Annotated in this window: 1 protein-coding gene; it reads left to right on the forward strand. The window is 30.7% G+C overall.

Features of this window, described 5'->3' with window-relative positions; all coding sequences use genetic code 11:
- Nucleotides 1-113: 113 nt before the first annotated feature.
- A partial coding sequence (locus ACRDDY_RS12530) for a phage tail sheath family protein (protein ID WP_438565283.1) occupies nt 114-1,124 on the forward strand: 1,011 nt, incomplete at its 3' end.

Here is a 1,124-nt window from a genome sequence, read left to right on the forward strand (position 1 = left end):
TTTGTTAATGTAGATAAGGATTTAGCATTGAAAAAAGGAGCAATCTTTCAAAAAGGAACAAATGAAAATTTTTATTATAGCAAAGTCATAGAAAAACTTACAGGAGGTAAATAATGGCATTTCAACATGGAGTAACAGGTAGAGAAAATCCTACAAGTGTTATAGCAGCATCAACATCTGAAATGGTAGCGGTTTATGTAGGAACAGCACCAATTAATATGGCAAAAGAAAGAAAAGTAAATGATCCAGTTCTTTGTTATTCATACTCAGAGGCAGTTGAAGCTATGGGATATTTAAAGGATTTTGAAAATTATACTTTATGCGAGGCAATTGATGCACACTTTAGTAAGTTTGGTTCTGCTCCAATAGTTTTAATAAATGTTTTAGATCCTGAGACACATAAAGCTGAAACAACACAAGCTGAAACAATTACAAAAGAAAATGGAAAATTTACAATAAAGAAAACAGGAGTTATCCCAGAAACAGTAACGATTGAAGGCCAGACAAATTTGAATTTTCAATTTGATGATGATGGATATTTAGTTATTATTGGAACTATTCCTGGAGAAACAGTAAGTGTAACTTATAGTTTTTTAAAACCTAGTATGGTAACAATAGAAGACATTATAGGCGGGATAGATACAAATACTGGAAATGAAAAAGGGTTAGAGTGTATTGAGAATATATTTCCAAAATATAGGGTAATTCCAAATTTAGTATTAGCTCCTAAATTTTCAACCGATTCTACAGTAGCAGCAGTTTTAGAAACTAAAGCCAGTAAAATAAATGGACATTTTCAAGGATTTGCTATATGTGATATAGACACTAAAACAACTAGAAAATATACAGATGTTCCTGGAATAAAAGAAAATAACAATTTAAATTCAACTTATTTATCAGCTTTTTGGCCAATGATAGCACTAGGAACACTTAAATATCATATGAGTACTCAAATAGCTTGTATTATACAGGCTTTAGCAGCTGAAAATGATGGAGTGCCATTTAAATCTCCTTCTAATAAATCTTTAAAAGCTGATTCAGCAGTTTTAGCAGATGGAACACCAGTTTTACTAGGAGTAAATAAAGCTAATTATTTAAATAGTAATGGAATTGGAACTGCTTTA

Source organism: Clostridium sp. (assembly GCF_051656525.1).
Classification (GTDB): Bacteria; Bacillota; Clostridia; order Clostridiales; family Clostridiaceae; genus Clostridium.